General features: G+C 41.0%; 14 protein-coding genes. 2 read left to right on the forward strand and 12 right to left on the reverse strand.

Annotated features, from left to right (window positions below):
• The first annotated feature begins 281 nt into the window (after positions 1–281).
• A complete protein-coding gene (gene prli42, locus MHH87_RS10540; RefSeq protein WP_340749263.1) occupies positions 282–377 on the forward strand; it encodes a stressosome-associated protein Prli42 in 96 nt (31 codons plus the stop codon).
• A 27-nt stretch (positions 378–404) separates the two neighbouring features.
• On the opposite strand, the gene MHH87_RS10545 is transcribed toward prli42, so the two are convergent.
• From MHH87_RS10545 to MHH87_RS10590, 10 genes are all read right to left on the reverse strand, one after another.
• Positions 405–1,367, reverse strand: coding sequence for an aromatic acid exporter family protein (locus MHH87_RS10545; RefSeq protein WP_340749264.1), 963 nt, complete (start codon positions 1,365–1,367; stop codon positions 405–407).
• A 131-nt stretch (positions 1,368–1,498) separates the two neighbouring features.
• Positions 1,499–1,939 (reverse strand): BrxA/BrxB family bacilliredoxin, encoded by a 441-nt coding sequence (locus MHH87_RS10550; protein WP_340749265.1) that lies wholly within the window; start codon positions 1,937–1,939, stop codon positions 1,499–1,501.
• 98 nt (positions 1,940–2,037) lie between these two features.
• Positions 2,038–3,129, reverse strand: coding sequence for a methylmalonyl Co-A mutase-associated GTPase MeaB (gene meaB / locus MHH87_RS10555; RefSeq protein WP_340749266.1), 1,092 nt, complete (start codon positions 3,127–3,129; stop codon positions 2,038–2,040).
• Positions 3,129–5,279, reverse strand: a complete 2,151-nt coding sequence (scpA, locus tag MHH87_RS10560) for a methylmalonyl-CoA mutase (protein WP_340749267.1) — start codon at positions 5,277–5,279, stop codon at positions 3,129–3,131. Before scpA ends, meaB begins: the two co-directional genes overlap by 1 nt.
• Positions 5,276–6,967 (reverse strand): methylmalonyl-CoA mutase family protein, encoded by a 1,692-nt coding sequence (locus MHH87_RS10565; protein WP_340749268.1) that lies wholly within the window; start codon positions 6,965–6,967, stop codon positions 5,276–5,278. Before MHH87_RS10565 ends, scpA begins: the two co-directional genes overlap by 4 nt.
• Before the next feature lie 119 nt (positions 6,968–7,086).
• Positions 7,087–8,388: a dihydrolipoamide acetyltransferase family protein gene (locus tag MHH87_RS10570; protein ID WP_340749269.1), complete on the reverse strand. Its 1,302-nt coding sequence runs from the start codon at positions 8,386–8,388 to the stop codon at positions 7,087–7,089.
• 17 nt (positions 8,389–8,405) lie between these two features.
• The gene (locus MHH87_RS10575) at positions 8,406–9,389 is read right to left on the reverse strand and encodes an alpha-ketoacid dehydrogenase subunit beta (protein WP_340749270.1); all 984 of its coding nucleotides are present in this window, start codon (positions 9,387–9,389) and stop codon (positions 8,406–8,408) included.
• On the reverse strand, positions 9,389–10,399 hold the full coding sequence (locus tag MHH87_RS10580) for a thiamine pyrophosphate-dependent dehydrogenase E1 component subunit alpha (protein ID WP_340749271.1): 1,011 nt from the start codon (positions 10,397–10,399) through the stop codon (positions 9,389–9,391). The genes MHH87_RS10575 and MHH87_RS10580 overlap by 1 nt, the downstream gene beginning before the upstream one ends.
• A 26-nt stretch (positions 10,400–10,425) precedes the next feature.
• A complete protein-coding gene (lpdA, locus tag MHH87_RS10585) occupies positions 10,426–11,850 on the reverse strand; it encodes a dihydrolipoyl dehydrogenase (protein WP_340749272.1) in 1,425 nt (474 codons plus the stop codon).
• Positions 11,851–11,914: 64 nt separating this feature from the next.
• A complete protein-coding gene (locus tag MHH87_RS10590; protein ID WP_340749273.1) occupies positions 11,915–13,009 on the reverse strand; it encodes a Leu/Phe/Val dehydrogenase in 1,095 nt (364 codons plus the stop codon).
• A 308-nt stretch (positions 13,010–13,317) separates the two neighbouring features.
• Here MHH87_RS10590 and MHH87_RS10595 point away from each other — a divergent pair, with 308 nt between their 5' ends.
• The gene (locus tag MHH87_RS10595; RefSeq protein WP_340749274.1) at positions 13,318–13,551 is read left to right on the forward strand and encodes a DUF2627 domain-containing protein; all 234 of its coding nucleotides are present in this window, start codon (positions 13,318–13,320) and stop codon (positions 13,549–13,551) included.
• Between the two features lie 77 nt (positions 13,552–13,628).
• Here MHH87_RS10595 and MHH87_RS10600 read toward each other — a convergent pair whose 3' ends face one another.
• On the reverse strand, positions 13,629–14,345 hold the full coding sequence (locus MHH87_RS10600) for a glycerophosphodiester phosphodiesterase (protein WP_340749275.1): 717 nt from the start codon (positions 14,343–14,345) through the stop codon (positions 13,629–13,631).
• The gene (locus tag MHH87_RS10605; protein ID WP_340749276.1) at positions 14,345–15,916 is read right to left on the reverse strand and encodes a DUF342 domain-containing protein; all 1,572 of its coding nucleotides are present in this window, start codon (positions 15,914–15,916) and stop codon (positions 14,345–14,347) included. The genes MHH87_RS10600 and MHH87_RS10605 overlap by 1 nt, the downstream gene beginning before the upstream one ends.
• Positions 15,917–16,252 lie beyond the last annotated feature (336 nt).

Below are 16,252 nucleotides of genomic sequence, written 5' to 3' on the forward strand. Positions count from 1 at the left end.
TTCACTACAATCAAATTTGCCTTGGCGTAGTTGTGTCCAGATTTTGAATTGTGCTTACACAATTAACTCCCTTCAAAATCTGTGACATCCGCTCGAGGCTTTATCTTCATTCAGTTGCCGTTTGAACACCCACTGAAAAAAGATCGAACTGCATTCATCTCATCACCTATACAAGTAGGAGTCTTCTGCTGATTGAAGATAAACGCATAAAAGTCGATAGTACTTGAGAATTTTTTCAGATTTGATAAACTATTTAGAGATAGAATGAAGGAGCGATTTCAATGAGTAATAAAAAATTTCAAAAGATCGTTGTTTATACAATGGTTGCGATTATGTTAATTTCAACATTAGCTATGGGCGTTGCCATGATTGGCTAAAGACTAGAGGGTGCGATTTTGCATCCTCTATTTTTTATTTAAGCCTTTAAACGATTGCTTAATAACTAAATACGCGTCCATTTCCTCAATGAATTGATACAGCGCTGCCATCGCCAAAAAGGTTTGGTGATTTGTTGGTAGCGGCATCTTTGCAAACTCCAACTTTACAATGTTTAGCTTTTCTCTGAAATGACTTGCGGTATTTCCTGAATGAACATGCTTACTCAAATCTTCTAAAAAGTCAGCAACGAGTGGTGCTTGTGCAGTGATGACTGGTAAGGCTGTAATTTGTGGCAACACGCGCTCGATAATTTCTAATTGTTTCTCTCGCATATCAAAATACACGTAATACATATTATCTTTTCGCGTTAAGTGGTTTTGTACATCATTAAAGGCAAGCGCCTTTGCTTTGTTCAATAACTCCATTGCCTCAATTAATTCTTTGCCATCCCACAACGTATCACCGTTTCTTAAATAGTTAGCAATTTCAGAAAATATTTTACGATAAAGTACCTCGATCTTCTGACGATAATGGACGAGCTCGTGCTGCATATCTGGCATATACATATTAACTGCGAGCCCCGTCCCGAAACCAATTGCCATCAATCCTAGCTCATTTTGTAAAAATTCTATAGTAAAGTTTGCCTCTGAGTAAATATGCATCATAATAACTGCACTAGATACAAAACCCTCTGCAACCCCTAGCGATACTATTGTTGGAATAAAGAGCACTAGTACGATTCCGAGTACAACCGGATGATAACCGAATGTTCCGAAAAATACGAATGCAAGTAGCATACCTACCGTACTAGCAACAACGCGTGTATACACTGCGTGAATAGATTTTCTTTTCGTTGGCTGAATACAAAGAATTGTTAAAATCCCAGCAGCTGTAAAAAAGTGTAAATCGAAAAATTGTGCGATTGCTATCGCAATGGAAGCACCCAGCGCCGTTTTTAGCGTACGATAACCGATTGAAAACTTTTTCATATCGGGCCCACTCCCTTTATGTATTAGGAAGTGCAAGTCCCTAGTTAATTAGAACGACATAACTCACACAAAATAGGGTGAGTTGATGTCCTTACCCACTAACTAAAGACTAACACGTTAAAACTACCTGACTATACTTCTTCGCAGTATTCTTCGAAGTTTCCTTGTAGATTTGTTACAACAGACATTGGATCATGTCCTTCAATTTCATAACGTCCTACTTCCCCTACTACTTTACCATCCTTTAATAATATAAATGACGGAGAAGATGGTAAATGGTCTTCACCAAATAGGTAGCGAGCTGCTGCAGTCGCTTCTTTATCTTGACCTGCAAATACAGTTACTAAGTAATCTGGACGTTTGTCATAGTGAACAGATTGTGCTGCTGCTGGACGAGCTATGCCGCCTGCGCAACCACATACAGAGTTCACCATTACTAAAGTAGTGCCCTTACGTTCAAAAGCGGCTTCAACGTCTTCAACTGTGCGAAGTTGTTCATAACCTGCAGCTTCCATTTCAGCACGAGCAGTTGTTGTAATTTGTTGCATAAATAAATCATAGTCCATATTCATAAGCGTTTTCGCTCCTTTCAAAGTACCATTTTATCATAGCAGGACAAGTGTAGAACTGCAAAGAACAGTTACGCTAAAAATCTGTTTTTTGTTACCACTTATGCTTGTCCGTCAGTAAATAATTCATTGACACCTTGCGTTACAGTTAAGCGCCCCTGTAGAATGGCCTCTTCAAGGGAACGTACTTGTAATTTTCGCGTTGAGTTTTGATAAAACGAATCTATTAAATGATCCGTTATCATTGAATGGAACCAATCACGCGTTTGCTCTAGGCGACGGGTTTCCCAGTAGCCCGTTGATTTCGTAGTTTGTTCAAAATCGCCAATCATTTCCCATGCTTTGTCTAAGCCCACCTTTTCAAGTGAAGAGACGGAAATCGACGTACTCATCCAGCCTGGGGTTGCCGGCTGAAGGAAATGAAGAATTTGCTTGTATTCCTGCATCGTTCTACGTGCGATCCGAATGTTATCACCGTCAGCTTTGTGTACAATAATGCCGTCTGCAAGCTCCATAATGCCTTTTTTCATACCTTGTAGCTCGTCTCCTGCTCCCGTCAATACAAGTAATAGGAAGAAATCAACCATGCCGCGCACATATGTTTCACTTTGGCCAACGCCGACTGTTTCAACTAAAATAACATCATAGCCAGCCGCCTCACAGAGAAGCATTGTTTCTCGCGTTTTTTTATGCACCCCGCCAAGTGTACCTGCACTAGGGGATGGACGAACGAAAGCATTCGGTTGCCGAACAAGCTCTTCCATACGCGTTTTATCCCCTAAAATACTGCCACCAGATAACGAGGAACTTGGATCAATGGCAAGCACCGCAACCTTTTTACCTAATGCACATAGCATTGTGCCAAATGCTTCAATAAATGAGCTTTTACCTGCACCGGGTACACCTGTAATGCCTATTCTTACACTATTTCCCGCAAAGGGGAGTAGCTCTTGTAGTAATTTTTGCGCTTGTTCCTTATGATCTGCGTTCGAGCTTTCGATGAGCGTAATTGCTTTTGCAAGTGAAGTACGCTCACCTGCGCGTACTTCACTTGCTAGACTTGGGATATCAAGCTGATGTTGCTTTTTTTTACGAAACTTCTTTGGTGTTGTGTAGCTCATACCATCATGACCACCCTTTACGCCATCCATCACATATAAAGCACTCTCTTCCATCCCTTTTTTTTCACGCATTACTCAGCCACTTCCTCATAGCCTAAACGTTTATAAATTTCTTCGATAATTTTTTGAGCGGATACAGGAATTACTGTCCCTGGTCCAAAGATTGCTACTGCACCGGCTTCGTATAAGAAGTCATAGTCCTGTGCTGGAATTACTCCACCACAAATAACGATAATGTCTTCACGACCAAGTTTTTTCAGCTCAGCTAACAATTCCGGTACTAACGTTTTATGACCTGCTGCAAGTGAAGATACGCCCACACAGTGAACGTCATTTTCATTGGCCATTTGCGCTGTTTCCTCAGGCGTCATGAATAACGGTGAAATATCTACGTCAAAGCCAAGGTCCGCATAACCTGTTGCGACCACTTTGGCTCCACGGTCATGACCGTCTTGCCCCATTTTCGCTACTAAAATACGTGGGCGACGTCCTTCGTTTGCTTCAAATTCTTCCGTCATTTGTTTTACTTCTGAAATTGCTTCGTCATCAGAAAAGTTCGCAGAGTAAACACCAGAAATTGAACGAATGATCGCTTTATGACGTCCTGATACGGCCTCGATTGCATCCGAAATTTCACCAAGTGAAGCGCGTGCACGGGCAGCATCAACTGCTACAGCAAGTAAGTTTTCTTCGCCGTCCTGTGCTGCCTTTGTTAAACGAGCAAGATGCTTTTGCACTTCTGCTTCGTCACGGCTTGCTTTCATCGCTTCTAGGCGCTCAATTTGCTGTACGCGAACTAAAGCATTATCAATATCTAAAATATCAATTGGCTCTTCTTCCGCTAAACGGTATTTGTTTACGCCGACAATCGTTTCTGTTTTCGAGTCAATTTTTGCTTGTCGTTTCGCTGAAGCTTCTTCAACTTTCATTTTCGGCAATCCAGTTTCAATCGCTTTTGCCATACCACCAAGCTCTTCGATTTCTTCGATTAATGCCCATGCCTTATCCGTTAGCTCTTGCGTTAATTTTTCAACGTAGTAGGAGCCGCCCCATGGATCGATTACTTTCGTCATACCTGTTTCTTCTTGTAAAAACAGCTGGGTATTACGGGCAATACGCGCGGAGAAATCAGTTGGTAATGCGATGGCTTCATCCAATGCGTTTGTATGAAGCGATTGAGTATGGCCCATTGCCGCTGCATTCGCTTCGATTAATGTACGAGTCACATTATTGAACGGGTCCTGTTCTGTTAAAGACCAGCCAGACGTTTGTGAGTGTGTACGTAATGCTAATGTTTTAGCGTTTTTCGGGTTGAACGTAGACATCATTTGAGCCCAAATACGACGCGCTGCACGCATTTTTGCGACTTCCATGTAATAGTTCATACCAATTGCCCAAAAGAACGATAGTCGAGGTGCAAAGGCATCAATATCAATACCTGCTTTTAATCCTGTACGCACGTATTCAAGCCCATCTGCAAGTGTGTAGGCCAGCTCAATATCATTCGTTGCACCCGCTTCTTGAATATGGTAACCCGAAATCGAAATCGAGTTGAATTTTGGCATGAATTTCGCTGTATATTCGAAAATATCCGCGATAATTTTCATCGACATTGCCGGTGGGTAAATGTATGTATTACGCACCATATATTCTTTTAAAATATCGTTTTGAATTGTTCCAGCAAGCTTGTCTGGTGTTACCCCTTGCTCTTCCGCTGCAACAATATAGAAAGCTAAAATCGGTAGTACGGCACCGTTCATTGTCATCGATACTGACATTTGGTCTAGTGGAATACCGTCAAATAAAATTTTCATATCTTCAATTGAGTCAATGGCAACACCAGCTTTCCCAACATCCCCTGTTACCCGTGGGTGATCTGAGTCATAGCCGCGGTGAGTTGCAAGGTCAAACGCTACAGAAAGCCCTTTTTGACCCATTGCTAAGTTACGACGGTAGAAGGCATTTGATTCTTCTGCTGTGGAGAAACCCGCGTATTGACGAACAGTCCAAGGACGTGCCACATACATCGTTGGGTATGGTCCGCGTGTATTTGGTGCGATACCAGCAACATCTTGAATATGTTTTACATCTTGAATATCTTCTTGTGTATACACCGATTTGACTTCGATGCCTTCATTTGTCATGAAAGTACTAGTTGAAGTAATTGATTCCGCTTTTAATACGTCTTCAATGACAACTGATTCGAAATTTGCTTTACTCATCGTTGTACCTCCTTCATGCTCGCCGTTACAGAGTTTAGTTTTTCAATGATGTTCTGACCTGCAAATATGAAGCCATTTAAACCATTTTCTGTCCACTCTACGTGCTCTTCTTTATATTTACCAGCTGCATCAAGTACAACACTAGTGCGTTTTCCATCAAGTAAAGCTGGAATCAACGCTTTCGTATCATCATCTGTTGCCGCTACAACAACATAGTCATAATTCGAGCTATTTAACCAAGCTTTCGCTTCAGCAATCGATTTGAACGCTTCTGATTGATCTGCTACAACGCCTGCTGTTGCAAAGAAGCCTGCAACAAAATCTGCACGAGGCTTGAAGTTTTTCAATTCGCCGTAAGTAAGGATTGCAATTTTAGCATTTGCTTGTGCAAAATTACGACGCAAGTTTTCAAAAGGAATAGCTAATCGTTGGACATCTGCAAATTGTGCGTTTTCTTCTGCTGGAAGCTCGTCCATTGAGTTTGCATAAATATTCGTACCAATTAGAGAATGCTTACGAGTTTCTACCGCTTTAATGCGAGTAGCATATACTTCTGCAATTTGCGTATCTAACGCTGTATAAGCATCAATGCCGCCTGCTTGCTCAATTTCTAAAAATAATGCCCATGCTTCCTTCACAAAATCTGCCGTTAATGATTCGATGAAGTAAGAGCCGCCTGATGGATCCAGTACGTTTAATACTTGTGACTCTTCTTTTGTCACTAGTAATACGTTACGGGCAATACGAACTGATTGCTCTGTCGATTTTGTTAATACGTCATGCGGATGAACTGTTAGCACATCTGCACCGCCAATTGCTGCAGCGAATGCTTCATTGCCAGCGCGCAGTAGGTTTACGTATACATCAAGTTTTGAAAAGCTGCGGACAGATGTTTCTGCCACAACTGGGACAGCGCTTGCTTCATTGCCGAATGCTGAAGCAAAAGCTTTCCATAATACTTTAAATGCACGAATTTTTGCAATTTCAGTAAAGAATTGTGTATCAATAGCAAAGTTTACGAAAAATTTCGAAGTAAATGCTTCAAATCTTTCTTCCTCATTTGCAAACTTGCTCGCCTCCGCTAATGCAATGGCTAATTCTTGTACCGCATTGGCACCTTTATTATGATAAGGAACTGTATTGGCTGCGTATGTGCGGACGTTGGGATAGTCCGTAAGTACGATTGTTTCGGGCGCTAGAATAAATCCTTCAACAGCTGAACGTTTTGCTGCTTCGATTTGATTAAATACTGCTAACACTGGGTCATTTGCATTTTGCACGATTAACTTAAACGAATATTCAGTCAAATAATCTGCTAACTTGCCGACAATTTCACCATCCCATGCAAATGGAACACGGCTATCAATAGTCAAAACTTCATTGCCACGCGCTAGGCTCTCTTCCAGATTTGCGATAAATGCATCAGCCGTTTCCCCAATAATTTGCTGTGCTACCTCGAAATCAGACACCTTAGCTAATGTACGAATTGTTGAGACTTGCTTCTCCAACTCTTTGCCTAATTTTTCTACAAGCGTTGCCTGCGTATACAGTGGTTCAAGAGTTACGTTTTCAATCGTCTTCGTAAATAATGATTCAAAAGGTTTCCCCTTTAATGCTTTTACTGCCTGCTCTTGCCATTGCTCATAACTAGCTGCCTGAAATTCAATCTCTTTCATGTTAGTTGACATATGGACGCTAACTAGCTTCCCCCCTCGCTATATTCTAAATATTATTTTACATGAGAAAGTTCAGACAATAAAGAAAAAAAATGAAGGAAGCCTTTATTTATAGGCTTCCTGGGGATATTTCAGTAGACTGACATCGTCTTTTTATTGACATTTTCGAGTATTTCCTTTACGCGATTAAGGAATTTACCGCAAATTAGCCCATCCAAAACTCGGTGATCTAATGACAAACATAAATTAACAATATGCCTTGGAGCGATCATATTCCCTTGTATTAGCACAGGTTTTTTAACAATTTTTTCCACTTGCAAAATAGCAGCTTGCGGATAATTAATAATTCCCATTGACTGAATGGAACCAAAAGACCCTGTATTATTCACGGTAAATGTGCCTCCTTGCATATGCTCCTGTTTTAATTTTCCATTTCGTACGAGCTGCGAAAGGTCAAAAATGTCTTTTGCGACACCTTTTATCGATTTTTCATCGACCTGCTTTATAACAGGAACGAACAAAGCATCTTCCGTTGCAACGGCAATGGATAAATTAATGTCCTTTTTCTGGATGATTTTTTCTCCAGCCCACATCGAATTCATCATGGGATACTCTTTTAAAGCTTGTGCAACAGCCTTCACAAAGAATGCAAAATACGTCAGATTATAGCCTTCGCGTTGCTTAAACTCGCCCTTAATGCTATCCCGGTATTCCACAAGCTCCGTCACATCTACCTCGATCATCATCCAAGCATGCGGTACTTCAAGTGTACTACGTAACATATTATTGGCAATTGCACGACGTACTGGCGTTACAGGAATTTCTATGTCCCCTGATACTGTAGCATGTTTTTCTAGTTCTTTCATTGGCATTTGTATATGATGTTGTGGTGCATGCTGCTCGGATTTAGACTCTAATTTTGGTACACCGGAAGCAATAACTGCCTGAACGTCTTTACGCGTAATCCGTCCTTCCATGCCCGAACCTTCAACAAGTGCTAAATCTATGTCATGCTCTGCTGCTAACGCTAACACGGCTGGAGAATAGCGTGCAGGTGCTTTTGGTGTCTGCGGTTCATTGCCCTGCTTAGGCGATGACTTCGTCTCAAGTGGCTTATGCACTCCTGCATTCAAAATTGCTGAACTAATATTCGACTTCTTTTCTTCAGGCGGTAGTGGTAGTTCTGTAGGGCCTTCCAATTCAATCGTGCAAACGACAGCGCCGACTGGTAGTTTCTCCCCTTCTCTTGCAACTAATTGTTTAATTGTACCCGAAAAAGATGAGGGTACTTCTGCATTCACTTTATCAGTATTGACTTCCGCAATCGGATCGTATTTATTTACACGATCTCCTACTTGAACGAGCCATCGTTCAATCGTGCCTTCTGTTACACTTTCACCAAGCTGCGGCATTAAAATATTCTGAACAGCCATCATCAGCTCTCCTTTCTTTAAAACGCCGCAAGCTCACGCATTGCTCGTTCTACTTTTTCAGGATTAATCATGAAATACTTCTCCATTGTTGGTGCATACGGCATGGCCGGTACATCAGGGCCCGCTAAACGTTTAATTGGGGCATCGAGTTCAAATAAACAGTGCTCTGCAATAATTGCCGCAACTTCACTCATAATACTTCCTTCTTTATTGTCTTCTGTTACGAGTAGAACTTTCCCAGTTCTACTGGCCGCTTCAATAATTGACTCCTGATCAAGCGGATAAACCGTACGAAGATCTAGTATATGCACCTCAATGCCGTCTGCCGCTAAACGTTCTGCAGCTTGCATCGCAAAATGGACAGCTAAACCGTACGAAATGACCGTTATATCATCACCTTCGCGCTTTACAGCGGCCTTGCCAATCGGAACAGTATAATCCTCTACTGGTACCTCCCCTTTAATTAACCGGTAAGCTCGCTTGTGCTCAAAAAATAGCACAGGGTCTTCATTACGAATGGCCGCTTTTAGCAAACCTTTTGCATCATATGGAGTAGAAGGGATGACAATCTTTAAACCCGGTGTCCCTGCAAACATTGCTTCTACTGACTGTGAGTGATAGAGCGCTCCGTGAATACCACCTCCAAAAGGAGCACGCACAACCAGTGGACAAGACCAGTCATTATTCGAACGATAACGGATTTTCGCTGCCTCTGATACAATTTGGTTTACCGCAGGCATAATAAAGTCTGCAAATTGCATTTCTGCAATCGGACGCATGCCGTACATCGCAGCACCAATTGCTACACCCGCAATTGCACTTTCAGCAAGCGGTGTATCGAGCACTCGGTATTCGCCGAACTGATCATATAAGCCCGCCGTCGCCTTAAATACACCGCCCTTACGTCCAACATCCTCACCTAAAATGAAAACGCGTTCGTCACGTTCCATCTCTTCTCTCATCGCTAGATTGATTGCATCAATATAAGACATGACCGCCATTACTCATCGCCTCCTTCTGCATACACAAATTTGAGTGCATGATCTGGCTCTGCATACGGCGCCGCTTCTGCATAATCTGTTGCTTCATTGACAATATGTGCCATTTTTTCATTAATCAGCTCAAGCTCTTCGTCAGTCACAACACCCATTTCTTTTAAATAATTCTCAAATAGTAAAATGGGATCTTTCGCACGGCCTTCAGCAATATCTTCTGCTGTACGATACTGACGATCATCATCATCGGATGAATGAGCCGTTAAACGAAAAGTAACCGTTTCGATTAAACTAGGGCCTTCCCCGCGCCTTGCACGTTCTGCCGCTTCCTTAACAACTTTATATACTTCTAGCGGATTTTTGCCGTCCACTGTTACGCCTGGCATGCCGTAGCCAATCCCGCGGTCAGATACTTTCGCACAACCTAGCTGACGCTCTACCGGTACTGAAATGGCGTACTGGTTATTTTCCACCATAATAATAACGGGTAATTTATGCACACCTGCAAAGTTGGCTCCCTCATGAAAATCACCTTGATTCGACGAGCCTTCTCCAAGTGTCACAAACGTAATAAAGTCCTTTTGCTGTAAACGCCCTGCTAACGCCACACCAACTGCATGTGGTACCTGCGTCGTTACCGGAGAAGAGCCAGTTAAAATCCGGTTTTTCTTTTGACCAAAGTGCCCAGGCATTTGACGACCACCTGAGTTGGGATCTTCGGCTTTCGCAAAGGCTGATAACATTAAATCTTTAGCCGTCATCCCAAAGTGTAGAACAATTCCTATATCGCGGTAATAAGGGGCAATATAGTCCTTCGTAGAATCGAGCGCAAATGCGGCACCAACTTGAGCCGCCTCCTGTCCCTGACACGAAATAACAAATGGTATTTTCCCAGCACGATTAAGAAGCCACATGCGCTCGTCAATCCGGCGGGCAAGTAGCATCGTTTCATACATTTTTATTACATCTTCATTTTTTAAGCCAAGTTCTTCATGTTTTAAAATTGCTTCTGTCATACGAACATCCCCTTTCGTATAGTGCATTAAAAATGAATTGCCCTGCCATCTACAGCAAGTGCGGCTTCTCCTATCACTTCACTCAGTGATGGATGCGGATGAATCGTCGCACCTAGCTCCCATGGCGTAGCATTAAGTAAAATACCGAGTGCCGCCTCACTAATCATGTCTGTAACATGCGGCCCAATCATATGAACTCCTAGCACATCATTTGACTGCTCGTCAGCGATAACTTTGACAAAGCCTTCTGCATTTCCATTTACTAATGCTTTCCCGATCCCTTTAAACGGAAACTTACCAACCTTCACTGTATAGCCCCGCGCACTTGCTTGCTTCTCCGTGAGACCAACGCTTGCTGCTTCTGGATAGGAATATATACAGCGTGCAATATTGTCATATGCGAGCGGTACGGTTTTAAGCCCTGCCATATGCTCCACCGCTAAAACGCCTTCATGTGATGCGACATGTGCAAGCTGCACCCCGCCAATGACATCGCCAATTGCATATATATGGCTTTCTTTTGTTTGAAAGAAGTCATTTACTTGGATATAGCTATTTTCAACAATAATTTCAGTATTTTCGGTGCCGATGCCGCTTGAGTTCCCAGTACGCCCTACAGAAATGAGCATTTTTTGTGCAGTAAAGCTTTTCATGTTGTCATCAGATTCAGCTTCAACTGAGACTTGATCGTTCGTTACTTGTAAAGTGTTGATTTTCAACTGTACTTTCTTCTCGATTTTAATTCCACGTTTTATTAGTAACTTTTCCATTTCACTAGAAATATCCTCGTCTTCTGTCGGCAAAATCCGTTCACCTGCTTCTAGCACCGTCACTTCTACGCCAAAATCAGCGAGCATTGACGCCCATTCTATACCGATAACACCGCCACCAATAATTAAAATGGATGCAGGTAGGTGTTCAAGCTCCAAAATATGATCAGATGTCATTACTATTTGACCATCAACATGAATCCCTTCAATTGTACGTGGTTGTGAACCCGTAGCAATTAGTACATTGGTCGGAATCAGCATTTCATTTTCTGAGCCGTCCGCCATCTCCACTGAAATCGTACCCGGCATTGGTGAAAAAATAGAAGGCCCTAAAATACGTCCAATACCATTATATACATCAATCTTGCCTTTTTTTATCAAACCTTGTACGCCTTTATGTAGCTGCTCAACGATTGACTCCTTACGCTGCTGAACAACTGTAAAATTCAAGTTCACCTCACCAACTTCCACCCCGAAATCGGTTGCCTGTTTTGCCTGCGTATACATCTCTGCACTCCGCAGTAACGCTTTACTCGGAATACAGCCTTTATGCAAACAGGTACCACCAAGTTTGTCCTTTTCGACGATCGCTGTTTTTAGCCCAAGCTGCGTGGCACGAATGGCGGCTACATAACCACCCGTCCCTCCACCTAAAATGACGACATCATACTCTTGTGCCATGAAAAACCCTCCTTTAGAAAACCGGAAGCAAAGTAATTACCCCCTCCGCTCCATACGAACTTAGTTACCTGCCATTTAAAATGTTTTTTTCATTTTGTAAAAATTGACTGCGTGACTTTGCAACTCGCGCAATACGCTGTTCCGCTAGGCGATTTGCAGCTAAATACGTTGGAATGTTTTGTTCCTTAGATATCGCTGAAATTTTTATAATGCTATCGTAAATTGTTTCAACACGCTTCATTGCACGGTCACGATTATAGCCGTATAATTCGTCCGCTACATTAATAACTCCACCCGCATTAATAACATAATCCGGTGCATATACAATACCCATTTCATGTAAAATTTGACCATGTCGCGATTCTTGTAATTGATTATTGGCCGAGCCTGCGATGACCTTCGCCTTTAGCTGTGGAATCGTGTCATCATTAATAATGGCGCCTAGTGCACACGGCGCGAAAATATCAACATACTGGCTATATATTTCATTTGGTTCCACTGCCGTTGCTCCAAATTCGTTAACAACCCGTTCTACTGCAGCCTTATTAATATCCGTTACAATGAGGTGTGCACCCTCCTTATGCAAGTAATCACATAACGTGTAGGCAACATTTCCAAGACCTTGTACCGAAATCGAGCGACCGCTTAGAGAGTCATTGCCAAACGCTTCCTTTGCCGCGGCCTTCATTCCTATATATACACCATATGCTGTAACAGGTGACGGATTTCCTGATGAACCGAATGCGGGAGAGATTCCTGTTACATAATTTGTTTCCTCATGAATTAAATCCATATCTGACACGGTTGTACCTACGTCTTCTGCTGTAATGTAGCGACCATTCAGTCCTTGGATAAAGCGGCCAAGTGCGCGGAACATTTCTTCGTTCTTATCTTTAAATGGATCACCGATAATAACTGTTTTGCCACCACCTAAATTTAATCCTGCTGCCGCATTTTTATACGTCATACCTCGTGCAAGCCTTAGCGCATCTTCAATCGCTTGCTCCTCTGTTGCATACGTCCACATGCGCGAGCCACCAAGTGCGGGGCCTAGTGTCGTATCATGAATTGCGATAATTGCTTTTAAACCTGATGCCTCATCTTGACAAAAAACGAGTTGCTCATAATCATGTTTCTGCATATACTTGAAGATTTCCATAATCGACCGTCTCCTTTTCACAAAAAAGCGTCTACTTTCTCGTTTTAAAAAAAATCCGCTATTTTAAACAGAAATTATAGTGAACGCTACAATTTATTTATTCCTAATTTTACAATACTTTCTAATTGTTCATTAATCAACTATAAACATAAATAATGCTTTTTGTGAGAATTTTCAATTAATTTAATATAGAGTTTTATTTCATAAATATTATACAATTTGGCTTTTCAATAGACTGAAATTGTTTCGTATTCTTGACTTTCCAAATGCCCATTGTAAAATGAAAGTAGTTGTTAGGAGGTATATGCATGGCACGAATGGCCGCTTTTGTTGTACTGTTAATTCCTGGGCTCATGGCAGCAGCGGGAATTAAATTTATGCGCGATACATTATTCGGTATTTTACTTAATCCATTCCCATGGATTTGGCTTCAATTTGTTGTAGGAGTAATCTTCTTCCTCATCGGCTTCTCCTTCTTTGCAGGGTTTCTACTACACCGTGATCGCAAAAAAGGAACTGTTTCCGAGCGTTTTCAAAAATAAGAAAAGGGCAACCTTAAAAGTGTGAAAAACTCACTTTTAAGGCTGCCCTTTACTTTTACCTAATTAAAAGTAAATTACTATTGCTTTTGCTGCTTTCGAACCCGATCAGGATAATCCGTGATCCACCCAATGACTGCAGGATGTGGCTGTTTTAGAAAGTCCTCATTTCCTTGAATGCCGTAAAAACGAATTCCTTTACCTGCATAATCACATGCCTTTAAGTACCGTCGTTTATAATACTTTTTACTCGCATGAACCACATCGATATATGTGCATGAGCCAAGCGTATCCCAGTTAAATTTTTTCGTCACAATTAAAGCCGTCTCCACATTAGGACGTAATACCTTCACTAACTGTAATAACTCCTCATGAAATGAAGAAAAGTGACTATTCCCTGACAATTCAGTCGTCAGAAGTGCTGCAATAAGTGGGGTTGGATCCATTAGGAGTGACTCTTTTATCTCAATATTGACCGCCATTTGCTGTTCATTAGCCCACTTCATTACCTCTTCAAAGGTTGGAATCTTTTTTGACGAAAAAAGACGACTAAATCGATACCCTAGCTTGTACTGCCCTAGTTCCTCAGCTGAACAATCAAAAATAAATTTTTTTACCCCAGTGAGACGGGCTAAATGAAGATCATGAAAAACGACTAAAACATCATCATTCGAACGCTGAATATCAAATTCGATGCCATCTGCGCCAAGTAGCTTAGCCTTTATAAACGCTGTAAAACTATTTTCAAACGCGTACCCGGAAGCCCCACGATGCGCATAAATCGGTACATGAGCCATTATACATTCAGTTCTCCAAATTCTAAAATAAATTTCCCATTTGTCATCTTGGACAAAATGGTAGATTTTTTCCCAATTTGAATGTATGTACCAGAATACGCTTCCTTAGTAACATGGATTTCTTCTTTACCAGCATTGCGTAAATCATTCATCATTTGCTTAATTTCTCGGTCAAGTGTTATGGCTACTTCTTTATCTCTATTTAATTTTTGCTTCGTCTGTTCAAATGCTGCAATTTGTTGCTTAGTCAAATTATTAACCAATGGTATCATTCTGTTAACTTGCGTTTCTAACTGTACAATATCTTCATGTATCGATTTCAGTAACGCTGCTCTATCCTGAATCACAACTAGTCCTTCTTGTTTGTTCATGCTATTAATAATTAATTCGGTTCGTCTTTCGAGTCGATTACCTGAAATCGCTGTCACAATCATACTTTTTGCAATCGCTGTTCCACCAATAATCTTGCCCTTACGCTCATCAACTAAAATGGAGTGCCCTTTTAGATGTGATCCGAGCGCATAAAATCCAATATGAACGTCTTCACCAGCTACTAGATTCGCCTCATTCACATGCTTCACGAAAATATTACCGCCAGCCTCAACACGCGTTTGTCCTAAACCGAAAATCCCTCCACGAATAAACACATCGCCGTCTAATGATTTTATCAACTTGGCTCCTGAAACGCCTTCTGCACCTTCTATTGAGATATCTCCTTTTGCTGTAACGCTATAGCCAACCTGAACCGTTCCACGAATACTAATAGATCCTGCAAAGTCAATATTTCCCGTCTCTACACCAACATCGCCAGCAATGGGTAAATGATGATTAACAGACACCATCCCTTGTACATGCTCTAGAACGCCGCCTATACGAGATCTTAATATAGTTTTTCCGTTCTCTTCAACTTCATAGGCTGATTTTTTATCATATTTAAGCATTCCATCTCGACCAGGCTGTGCAGGCACTAAGTCATTATGCACATTGTAACCAGGTGTCCCTTGCTGAAGGGGGATTTTTTCCCCTAGCCAATCACCTTCACTAATTTCAAAAATAAAACTCATATCATAATAGTCGGCCTTACCATCTTCACGAATAACGGGCTTACGTTCTGGAATTTCTAAATACGTAATTTTCGCATCCTCACCCTTCACAGGCGGAGTCCCTTGTGCTATTAACATTGCCTTACCAGTAACAATACTCTCTAGATTAATACTTAAAACACCATGATTTATACTATTTTCTACTAACAATTTACGTACTATTTCTGAAATTTCTTGTTTATTTTCACGGACATATTCAGCGGTTTCATGTATAAACAATGACACAGACATTTTGTCTCGAGAAATTTCAAGGGCAACTGTCGGTAGCCATTCGCCAATTTCTGTTTTATTTTCATTTACTTTCGATAAGACATTTTTTAAAATTGCAAAGTTCGTTAATTTTATACGAGGATTTAAGCGTATAATGCTATCAAAATCTTTTAATAAAAATCCGGTTTGCATTGTTTTGATGTAAACTTTACCATTTTCTTCGGATACTTCTAAAAATTTATTTTCAAAGATGATCACGCGAATCCTCCTTCCACTTATTTTATAGTATATACAATATTTAGTATTTTGTTTAGAGAATTTTATCACAAAAGGTTAAAATCCTTACTCGAAAATAAAACTAATCAAAATATTTATTTTATTTAGTCCTATAGATTTATTTGCATTAATTCCAACTGTGACTGAAGTTATACGAAATCTTATTAATACTGTTTATACACGATTACAAAGGTAATTATTCCATTGGAAATGAGTAACTCAATTAAAGGAGGCAACGTATTTTTTAGTGGATAAGAAAGGACATCAACTCGCCCTATTTGGGGTGAATGATGTCTTTCTATATGACTGGATCGTCTT

The sequence above is a fragment of the Solibacillus sp. FSL H8-0538 genome, from assembly GCF_038003525.1.
In the GTDB taxonomy this organism is placed as follows: Bacteria; Bacillota; Bacilli; order Bacillales_A; family Planococcaceae; genus JBBOPI01.

Bases quoted from the DNA above. Each gene is read 5' to 3' on its own strand.
- MHH87_RS10595 (WP_340749274.1), top strand. From the start codon at position 13,318: ATGGCACGAATGGCCGCTTTTGTTGTACTGTTAATTCCTGGGCTCATG.
- MHH87_RS10590 (WP_340749273.1), bottom strand. From the start codon at position 13,009: ATGGAAATCTTCAAGTATATGCAGAAACATGATTATGAGCAACTCGTT.
- meaB (WP_340749266.1), bottom strand. From the start codon at position 3,129: ATGCGTGAAAAAAAAGGGATGGAAGAGAGTGCTTTATATGTGATGGAT.
- MHH87_RS10570 (WP_340749269.1), bottom strand. From the start codon at position 8,388: ATGGCTGTTCAGAATATTTTAATGCCGCAGCTTGGTGAAAGTGTAACA.
- MHH87_RS10565 (WP_340749268.1), bottom strand. From the start codon at position 6,967: ATGTCAACTAACATGAAAGAGATTGAATTTCAGGCAGCTAGTTATGAG.
- scpA (WP_340749267.1), bottom strand. From the start codon at position 5,279: ATGAGTAAAGCAAATTTCGAATCAGTTGTCATTGAAGACGTATTAAAA.
- MHH87_RS10575 (WP_340749270.1), bottom strand. From the start codon at position 9,389: ATGGCGGTCATGTCTTATATTGATGCAATCAATCTAGCGATGAGAGAA.
- prli42 (WP_340749263.1), top strand. From the start codon at position 282: ATGAGTAATAAAAAATTTCAAAAGATCGTTGTTTATACAATGGTTGCG.
- lpdA (WP_340749272.1), bottom strand. From the start codon at position 11,850: ATGGCACAAGAGTATGATGTCGTCATTTTAGGTGGAGGGACGGGTGGT.
- MHH87_RS10600 (WP_340749275.1), bottom strand. From the start codon at position 14,345: ATGGCTCATGTACCGATTTATGCGCATCGTGGGGCTTCCGGGTACGCG.
- MHH87_RS10580 (WP_340749271.1), bottom strand. From the start codon at position 10,399: ATGACAGAAGCAATTTTAAAACATGAAGAACTTGGCTTAAAAAATGAA.
- MHH87_RS10550 (WP_340749265.1), bottom strand. From the start codon at position 1,939: ATGAATATGGACTATGATTTATTTATGCAACAAATTACAACAACTGCT.
- MHH87_RS10545 (WP_340749264.1), bottom strand. From the start codon at position 1,367: ATGAAAAAGTTTTCAATCGGTTATCGTACGCTAAAAACGGCGCTGGGT.